Genomic DNA, 9,085 nt, shown 5'->3' on the forward strand with positions numbered 1-9,085 from the left:
TAGGGCAGGCTTGCCGCAGCATAAGCGGAGCGAACCATACCAGCACCGCCTCGTTGCCAGGATGAGCGCCACATCAGGGTGGTTCATCAAGCCGTTAGTCGCATCCATCGACGGATACTCAATCCATTGGATACAATGCTCAGGAGCACCATATTTCACAGCTGCCTCATGCAGGATGCGAGCTGCTTCCGCGCTGCATTTCTGAGCGGATGGATGGAAGCCGAAAATAATCGGGTTGCGTGTCTTTATCGCGATGAGCGCCTTGAACATGGTTGTTGAGGTTGGGTTCGTTACTGGCGTAATCCCCATGACAATTCCAACCGGTTCCGCAATCTTCATATAAGCACCCTGCGGATTGTCCTCGATGACACCTACTGTTTTGTCATACTTGATATAGTTGTGGATATATTCAGTTGCGAAAATATTTTTCGTAATTTTATCTTCATACACACCGCGGCCCGTTTCTTCAACAGCCATCTTGGCAAGCATCATATGCTTATCCAAGCCAGCGAGTGCCATTTGCTGTACGACTTTATCGATCTGCTCTTGGTTCATGTCCATAAATGCTTCCTGCGCCTTATTTGCGCGGTCAATCAGTTGCTGAATGTGCTTCGTAACATCGACTTGCTCCGTTTTTTTCTCTACAGTTGGTTTCGTTTCTTGTTTTGTCGCCATTCTCTCCGCCTCCATTCATGGATACCTTGCCAATGAACCTAAGAAAGGGTTTCTTTATACGGTGTGCTGTTCTGTTACGGTCCTTTTCTGAGGTTCGTGTTGGTTACAATTGTTTGTGAATCATTTCACACTTTCATTGTATCCATTCTTCGTTCATTGGTATGTGATTATTTTCACAACATTGATTAATTTTGCTTATTTTTTTATTTCTCCCCGATTTTATTTGATTGGCGTGATATTAATCACTCGAATTAACCAAACTGTAAATAATTTTAATCGTAAATAAATTGACAACTGCGTGCGGAACATCCATGATAGTAATACGTATTCATATAGTGAAACTTGTCACATGGAATTCTTTGGGTCAAAATTACTAAAATTTGAAATATGTAAATTGGAGGGGAACAGAGTGACTAACATCACCGAAAAATTTGGAGAGCCCTGCAATACCTCTTGTTTCTCAGAACAGAATGTAGAACGATTAATTAATATCGGTAAAGAACGTACCTATCCTGACAACTCTCATCTCTTCTGGGAAGGAGATCTATCTGATAAGCTGTTCCTCCTAAAGAGCGGACGTGTAAAAATCACAAAGTCTACGGATGAAGGCAAAGAGCTAATTCTGTACATGTATCAAGCTGGGGATTTGGTCGGCCAAGTTGATCCATTCCATAGCACAAAGCACACTTTCACAGCGGAAGTCCTTGAAGAAGCTGAGGTGTTGCTCATTGAGCAGAAGGATATTGAGATTCTCATCTGCCAGCACTGCGACTTCTCAATTGATTTCATGAAGTGGATGGGGATCCATCACCGCCTGACTCAGACCAAGTTCCGCGATCTAATGATGTATGGTAAACCTGGCGCGCTATGCTCCACTCTCATCAGATTGTCCAATACTTACGGTGAAGAATTAGAAGACGGCGGTCTCCTGATTAACAAAAAATTACACATACCGATCTATCGAATATGATCGGCGCTACTCGTGAGAGCGTCAATCGTATGCTAAGCGATCTTCGCAAACGCGATGTTATTGAATATGAGAATGGCATGATTGTCATTCGCGAATTAGAGCACCTTCGGGAAGTGTGTCATTGTGAAATGTGCCCGAATGAAATTTGCCGCATCTAATACAAAACGCCCTCATGCAAGTTCATGGCATGAGGGCATTACTGCTTTTTACCTCTACAGATAAGGTACTGCTAACGGTTTCCCGACATGAATAAGGAACATGTCCATTCTACTCCCTATCCACTGTCCTTTCCTCATCGATCTTCTAATGCACTTAATTGGCTGTGAGACGGAACACATGTGCAATTGGTGCCTTGTCCCCTACTTCATGTGCGGGCAGCTTTACATGCAATCCTGCTTCGTCAGAGTGGAACTGAAGCTTCTCATCTGTCCCTATCAAATGAATAGCCGTTACCTTTTCTGTATACGGAAGAATGATGTTATCGTTAACACAAGTATCCTCAGACGGATATAAATACGTGCAATATACCGTATCGTCCTTGCGTGTAAAGGCGCAGCGCTGTGTAAAGTAAGGAGCGCAGATGCGAGTTCCATAGACGGCTTCCCCATAGGTGCCCATCCACGCGCCAAGCTCCTTGATGCGAGCAATCGCACCCTCAGGAATCCGACCATCCGGCTGTGGCCCAACATTCAGAGCCAGATTTCCTCCCTTGGCGACTACCTCCATCAGAATATGAACAAGCTGCCGGGTTGTCTTGTACTTGTCCTCAAAACGGAAGGAGAAGGATGTTCCCATCGTAATACAGCTTTCCCATGGTACATTCATCGCTTCACTTGGAATCGTCTGTTCCGGCGTAATAATATTCTCATATGGCCCTCCAACCGTACGGTCGGCAGATAGCAGCCATGGCTGCTTCCCTCTAGCTTTCTCCACGACTTCTCCGAGACGAATATCCTGAGATACGCGGCTCTCCTTGCATACCCAACCAGCATCCAACCACAACACATCGATACGTCCGTAGTCTGTTAACAGCTCCATGATCTGTTCATGAGTAAACTGAACGAATTGCTCCCACAATTCAGGATACTCCTGCGGATTATAGGACGGTCCCCGCCACGTTGGGTTGCTTCGCTCCATCCCTGGCGCCCAATAGGTTGGTGTATGCCAATCTGCCTTAGAGAAATAGGCTGCAATCGCCAATCCCCTGTCACGGAAAGCATCAAAAAGATGCCTGCATACATCTGCGTATTTATGGGTATGGAATGGCGTCTGTTCACCCGTTATCCGATAGTCTGTTGTTTTGGTGTCCCACATGCAAAAACCATCATGATGCTTCGTAGTAAAAATCAAATACTTGAAGCCGCCTTCAGCAGCAAGATCCGCCCATAATTCCGGCTGGAAGCGCAGCGGATTAAATGTCTTATTTAGATCGAAGTATTGCTGCTTCAGCTCTTCGGCATCATAATCCCAATCCACACTATCTCGCGACCACTCTTCATCGACATCACTAAGTGCCCACGACTCTACGATACCGAGCTGGGAATAGGTTCCCCAATGCATCATTAAGCCCAGCTTCTGATCCTTGAACCATTCCAGCTGTTCGAGCAACTCAGGGCGATCTGGCTTCACCCATTCGTCTTCCGCACTAAAGTTATGTACCCCTTGCTGAACGATCTGCTCATCCTCACGTTGTTCTACCTGTTGCTGAATGGTTTCACTCATCTCACTTATCCTCCTCTGTCTGTTCATTGATGAAATAGAACCATTGTACTAACAAAAATATCTATTTCTAGTTAACCAGAAACCGCTCTCAATCTGCAATACAAAAACAAGGACACAAGAAATTTACGGGGAAAATGAATAAACGAGCGGAAAATTCTATAAATGATGTCTTTGTCAAGGATCCTGCACATCATGCATCTCAACGCAAAAAAGCCCCCAACATGTGACGCGCGTCCCGCGCTCACATTGAGGACTGTATGGATATGCATCCTTTATGGAGTGATGATGAATTCAATCTGGTCATCTGGCTGCAGAACAAGCTTCCGTCCCTCGCCCACCGTCATCTTCTTCCCATTTACCTTTAATGCAAAGTCTATCGTTTTTTCCATTTTCCGCTGACCGATGTGCAGCACTTGCTTGCCGTCATCTGACAAGGAGATTTGTGCAAACTCATCAATTAGATCGTTAACATTCATATTCTCTTTCCAGCTGACCACATAGGTATTGGTCATTTCTGGGATCGTAGTGCCTCCGTCGATACTCAATGTCAGTCCTGCAGTAGGCAGGGAATTCGTCTTGACATCCATTCGCTTTACAAACACAACAACCGTATCACCTGGGCCAACGATCTTCTTCATCGCTGTAGGCTGCCTGAGTTCTTCATCATTGACCACGATGCCCCATCCCATCTTCGTATCCAGGGCAACATCTCCGACGGACATGATCGCACCATCCTCTTCAGAGATCTTCACAATTCCTGTCTGCTTCAAGGAATCGGTAACGGTCATGCCTGACTTCCAATCAATTTCAATGCGTTCTGACAAGTTCGGTATATAGGAACCGCCCTCGATTGTAACAGTCACCTTCGAAGCCGGACTAGATTGCTCTTCTGCCTGCTGCTCCTGCTCAGTTGTCTTGGAGCAAGCAGTGATTATGCATATCAACAACATCAGTACAACAAGAACTTTGGAGTGTTCGGCGTAGTTGCGAATGCGTAGCCATCGTCTTTTCATTACGTCAACTCACTTTCTTGCCTTCTCTACCTATAAGCATACAAGTTTCTTAGTCTATTATGCAATAAGATGAGCAAGAAATCGTATCAATCCCGTAACAAAATCCGATCGAATCACAAATCGATCGACATAAATATGAGAGTTAGCCCTTATTTATACAACTACTTCCTCTAATATTTTCCTCATATAGGTTTTTCGTGCAGCGAAGAAGAAGAGCGCCTGCATCACAACGAACATGCTCACGACTGTCAATGCATACCCCATCATGTTCGAATTGACCAGGTTGCTCAGTGTCTTCAAGGCGAACAATGTATGAACGCTCCCTACCATGCATGGTGCAAAGAAGATAAGCCCTACTTGGAACGTAACAACACGACGTATCTCCGCAATCGACAAGCCAATACGCGTTAACCCCTTGAAATATGCCTGATCATCCTGCAGTTCGGTGAATAACTTGAAGTAGATGACACTTCCGCTCGCGATAAAAAATAACAAACTAATAAACAATCCGATGAACATCCCTAGAGAGGACACTTGGTTCGTGCTGCTCCAATCATACACCCTGCTTGAGATTCTGATACTGTCATCTTCCTCTTCGTTAAACGACACGTGCTCCCGGATCTTTTTGTCTAAGGCCAATGAATACTCCCAATCCGACCAATTGAATGCATGTCCATATCGAGCTCGTTCAGCTGGCGCCTTATCGAAAAAAGGGGCAAACAAATCATCGCTAACGACTAAAACATTGTAAACGCCTGTACCTGAATTGATTACATTTCTTGTGGTCTTTTCCCGAATATGCCCCGATACCTTTGCAGACGTATCACGAATATGCCCCGATACCTTTGCAGACGTATCACGAATCATGATCGTTACAGGCCCTGGATATCCCAAATATAGTTTCGAATCACTTGGTTCATCCATATTTAGGGGCTCACGAAGAACAAGAACCATCTCATTGTTCATAAGGGATAGGGGTTGTCCCCCCTCCATCGCAATGATCCGATTATAATCAGACACACTAACCATTGCTCCATAATTCTCTGACAATTCAGCTTGCATGTAATACACTTCAACATATCTGAAGGCAGCATCTTGTTCTATCTCGTTCTTTGTGCTGTCGCCCCAAGCCTTTATCATATCCGGTTTGATCGGCTGCTGTCTGTCCTTCGTCCAGGTGATGACGTAGCTTTGCGGCATATCATTCAACTGCTGCCGCTTCATCGTCTGATCGAACGCATAAAAGCTTGCGGTTGCTGTCAACACTACTGCGCACAAGATGGATACATTGAACAGCACACGCGCATTATCCTTCAGCTTGAATGCTGCTTGCGAGATATTCAGCAAATTGGTTCTTCGATAATAGACGCGCTTATTTCGCTGCAGTATGCGGATAATGGCTACACTGAACTGCGTATAAAGAAATAGGTGCCCAGCACCGTGAATCCTAATATCGGCAACGCGGTTAGGCCGAACAACTGTATAGTTGTAACATAAGCCAGACTATATCCCAGCGCTAGCGATAATACAGCGAGAATGACGAGCACCCATGAGAATTTAGGTGGTGATTTCGGCTCTTTATGCGCCCGTATGAGCTCAACAATTTGGCTGCGCCCTACTTTTCTTAATGAATACAAGGTAATACATGTAAACAAAATCAAGTACCCTGCTGATGTTAATAGAACTGCTTTCGGAACAATATAAAAAGTAATCGGAGTATCAACAGCCAATATGTGAGATAAAGCCATCAAAAACAGCTTCGTCATAAAGGCGCCAATTCCCATTCCTACTGCAATGGCTAGGATGGAAATAATCATGTTCTCATAAAATACGAGTCTTCGTAACTGAAGTTTGGTCATTCCGAACAGAGTAAGCAAGCCGAATTCCTGTTGTCTGGATTTCAAAAATGCAGAGCTCGAGTATAACGTAAAGAAAAAAGAGAAGATGATGATTAAATACTCGCACATCATCATCACTTCTCGAATTCGATGTCCACCTGGCACTTGTCCATTAACTACGTCAGGATGGTAAATAAATGCCGCATACATAAAGAAAATCATTACCGCGAATACACTGCTCAAAAAATAAGCGCTGTATCGATGCCAATTCCCCTTAATATTACTTGTAGCGAGCTGTCGGAATGTCATCGAAGTTCCCCCCTAACAAGCTTAGCGAATCTAAGATGTGTTGGAAGAAAATCTGTCGATTGGCACCACGTCGCAGTTCGGAGAACAATCTGCCGTCCTTAATAAATAAGATTCGTTTGCAATAACTCGCTGCAAAAGCATCATGCGTGACCATTAATATAGTACGATTCGATCGCTCATTCAAATCTTCGAGCGCAGTCATAACATCCTTCGCAGCCTTGGAATCCAAGTTGCCTGTAAGCTCATCCGCGAGAAGCAGAGATGGCTGATGTATGACAGCGCGTGCAATTGCCGTACGCTGCTTCTGACCACCTGAAACTTCATAAGTACGCTTATCCAATATATGATCAATGCCAAGCCAGCCCGCCGTTTCTAACAGTCTGCGCTCAATCTCTCTAGCCGAGATGCCGTCAAGAGCAAGCGGCAATATAATATTCTCCCGAATACTTAACGTATCCAGCAGGTTGAAGTCTTGGAAGACATAACCGAGTTCTCTTCTTCGAAAATAGGCCAGCTTGCGATTGCTCAGCTTCGCCGGATCCGTCCCGTTAATAAACACATCTCCAGAGGTTTGCTTGTCTATCGTAGCTAATATGTTCAACAGTGTCGTCTTGCCACTGCCTGATGGCCCCATAATCCCGACAAATTCCCCTTCATCGATCGTTAGATTGATATCTTGAAGAGCCGTATAGGTCATGTTTCCTCGTGTTCCATATACTTTGGATAATTGCTTAGCTTCTAATACAGGCATAGGTGTCCGCCCCTTCCTCCTTGCTTACGCTCCAGAATCCTCATGTATACACACAGTATACCCTTTCCATTCTTCCTGCCAACATCGAATTGGCTTTCAATCCCCTCTACCACCTTACAAAGTTGTCACATTCGCCTGATCCTATAACAATAGCCCTCTTCCTCATGGAAAAGGGCTTCAGGGTAAGCGCTTGTTCATTGGGTCATGTACTTAGTGCAATCGATCCAGCAACTGATGGTGCATGGCTCTGGTCTCGAACTTCATCGTTACTGTCGTGCCTTCATTCAGCTTCGATGCAATACTGATTGTGTGTCCCAGCTTGGCGCATACTTGTCTAACCAAGTAGAGCCCCATACCGGTTGCATCCCCTTCCTTACGGCCATTCTGACCGGTAAAGAATGCATCAAATACACGAGGCAAATCCTCAGGGGCAATACCAATTCCTTCGTCTTGAACATGCAGGAGTATCGAATCACCTTCTCGCTCCACCTTGAACGTCAACGATTTGGAGCCCTCTTTGTCCCTCATATATTTAATCGAGTTCGTTACAAGCTGTGTTAAGACAAAGTTCAACCATTTCTCATCACTATCGACAATCACATCATCGGCTTCAATCTTCGGAAAAATTTTATGCTTAATCAGCGATTTTTTATTCTCATTCACAACCTGCCGGATGACCTGCTTTAGATTCAATCCTCCAACATGAAGATCCAGCTCGAACTTGTCCAGTCGTGCCGTACTCAGCATCATGTCCAGACCTCTCGTAAGACGATCAGCCTCTTCACTCACACTCCGCAGCAGCGACTCAAGTTGCGACTGATCAAGCTCATATACTGGCTGCTGTGTAAGCAAATGAATAACAGACACCGGAGTCTTCATATGATGAACCCATTGGTTCGTGAAGTGAACATGCTTCTCTCGATCTTTCCGCATCGTAAGCAGTTCGTTCATGAATGAACGATATTGACGTGATAGAAGCGCATGCATACGTCTCTGCTCTAATGTGCTTGGATGCTGTAAACAAAGCGTGAAGTCACTATCACTTGCATTCGTCTCCGCATTGTACATTTCCTTGTACCAACGCCGTTGATTCGTATAATCATAGACTAAACCAATCATGAGAATGAATACAGCAAGTATGAAGATATAGATGAGACTTTCCTTCGCAGCAAATCGCTGCCCAATGCTAAGATCTAGCCACACAACAAGCAGAGCAATCGCTATCGCTAAGAAGCACGTTAAGATAATAACAGTTCGGTCTCTTACATATTGGAGAAAGGTCATTCCCGGCTTCATTCATTCACCCATGTAGCTGACATGCGATACCCTTGGCCGCGCACTGTCTCTATTGCCTTCGCAATTCCGATCTCCTCCATCTTCTTGCGAACGCGGGTAACATTCACGGTTAGCGTATTATCATCGACGAAGTCCACATCATCCCATAACGTCTCCAGCAATGTCTCGCGAGATACGATATAGCCAATCCGTTCCATAAGGCAAGCAACGAGAAGCGCCTCATTCTTCGTCAAGTCCACACGCTTACCTGACCATTCAAGGGTGTTCTTCGCCCGGTGCAGTGTCAAGCCTTGGACAATCAACTCTTCACCATTGCCCCCACCATTAGCTGCGTATTCCCCGTAGGTTCGGCGCAGAACTCCTTTTACTTTGGCTAGAAGGACGTCGAGATGGAATGGCTTCGTAATAAAGTCATCGCCGCCATTTTCAATCGCCATTACTTGATCCATTTCTCCCGTACGTGCTGAGACGAATATGATGGGTACATTCGTCTCACTTGCGGTAATTGTCG

At 45.1% G+C, this 9,085-nt stretch carries 7 protein-coding genes and 2 pseudogenes; 1 reads left to right on the forward strand and 8 read right to left on the reverse strand.

The genetic code is table 11. From position 1 onward, the window contains the following. Positions 1–675, reverse strand: a pseudogene (locus tag AZ66_RS23070) (aldehyde dehydrogenase family protein); the annotation flags it as partial. A 349-nt stretch (positions 676–1,024) separates the two neighbouring features. Here AZ66_RS23070 and AZ66_RS23075 point away from each other — a divergent pair. Further along, positions 1,025–1,803: pseudogene (locus AZ66_RS23075) on the forward strand (Crp/Fnr family transcriptional regulator). A gap of 154 nt (positions 1,804–1,957) precedes the next feature. Here the strand turns inward: AZ66_RS23075 and AZ66_RS23080 are convergent. The 7 genes from AZ66_RS23080 to AZ66_RS23105 form a co-directional block, all read right to left on the reverse strand. Then, a complete protein-coding gene (locus tag AZ66_RS23080; protein ID WP_044357008.1) occupies positions 1,958–3,367 on the reverse strand; it encodes an alpha-L-fucosidase in 1,410 nt (469 codons plus the stop codon). A 272-nt stretch (positions 3,368–3,639) separates the two neighbouring features. Further along, the gene (locus AZ66_RS23085; protein WP_044357010.1) at positions 3,640–4,380 is read right to left on the reverse strand and encodes a hypothetical protein; all 741 of its coding nucleotides are present in this window, start codon (positions 4,378–4,380) and stop codon (positions 3,640–3,642) included. Positions 4,381–4,533: 153 nt separating this feature from the next. Next, positions 4,534–5,727, reverse strand: coding sequence for a hypothetical protein (locus AZ66_RS32990; RefSeq protein ID WP_231587003.1), 1,194 nt, complete (start codon positions 5,725–5,727; stop codon positions 4,534–4,536). Between the two features lie 53 nt (positions 5,728–5,780). Beyond that, positions 5,781–6,527: an FtsX-like permease family protein gene (locus tag AZ66_RS32995; RefSeq protein ID WP_231587004.1), complete on the reverse strand. Its 747-nt coding sequence runs from the start codon at positions 6,525–6,527 to the stop codon at positions 5,781–5,783. Further along, positions 6,499–7,278, reverse strand: coding sequence for an ABC transporter ATP-binding protein (locus AZ66_RS23095; protein ID WP_021261819.1), 780 nt, complete (start codon positions 7,276–7,278; stop codon positions 6,499–6,501). The genes AZ66_RS32995 and AZ66_RS23095 overlap by 29 nt, the downstream gene beginning before the upstream one ends. Positions 7,279–7,488: 210 nt before the next feature. Further along, entirely contained in the window at positions 7,489–8,574 is a 1,086-nt protein-coding gene (locus AZ66_RS23100) for a sensor histidine kinase (protein WP_021261820.1), read from the reverse strand. Beyond that, positions 8,571–9,085 (reverse strand): response regulator transcription factor (locus AZ66_RS23105; protein WP_044357011.1); only part of this gene is annotated, 515 nt, incomplete at its 5' end. The genes AZ66_RS23100 and AZ66_RS23105, both read right to left, overlap by 4 nt.

Origin of the sequence: Paenibacillus sp. E194 (assembly GCF_000935845.1) — a bacterium.
In the GTDB taxonomy this organism is placed as follows: Bacteria; Bacillota; Bacilli; order Paenibacillales; family Paenibacillaceae; genus Paenibacillus_B; species Paenibacillus_B alvei_B.

What these genes read in the sequence shown, in the direction of transcription:
- AZ66_RS23095 (WP_021261819.1), bottom strand. Translation starts at nt 7,278, where the DNA reads ATGCCTGTATTAGAAGCTAAGCAATTATCCAAAGTATATGGAACACGA.
- AZ66_RS32995 (WP_231587004.1), bottom strand. Translation starts at nt 6,527, where the DNA reads ATGACATTCCGACAGCTCGCTACAAGTAATATTAAGGGGAATTGGCAT.
- AZ66_RS23080 (WP_044357008.1), bottom strand. Translation starts at nt 3,367, where the DNA reads ATGAGTGAAACCATTCAGCAACAGGTAGAACAACGTGAGGATGAGCAG.
- AZ66_RS23100 (WP_021261820.1), bottom strand. Translation starts at nt 8,574, where the DNA reads ATGAAGCCGGGAATGACCTTTCTCCAATATGTAAGAGACCGAACTGTT.
- AZ66_RS23085 (WP_044357010.1), bottom strand. Translation starts at nt 4,380, where the DNA reads ATGAAAAGACGATGGCTACGCATTCGCAACTACGCCGAACACTCCAAA.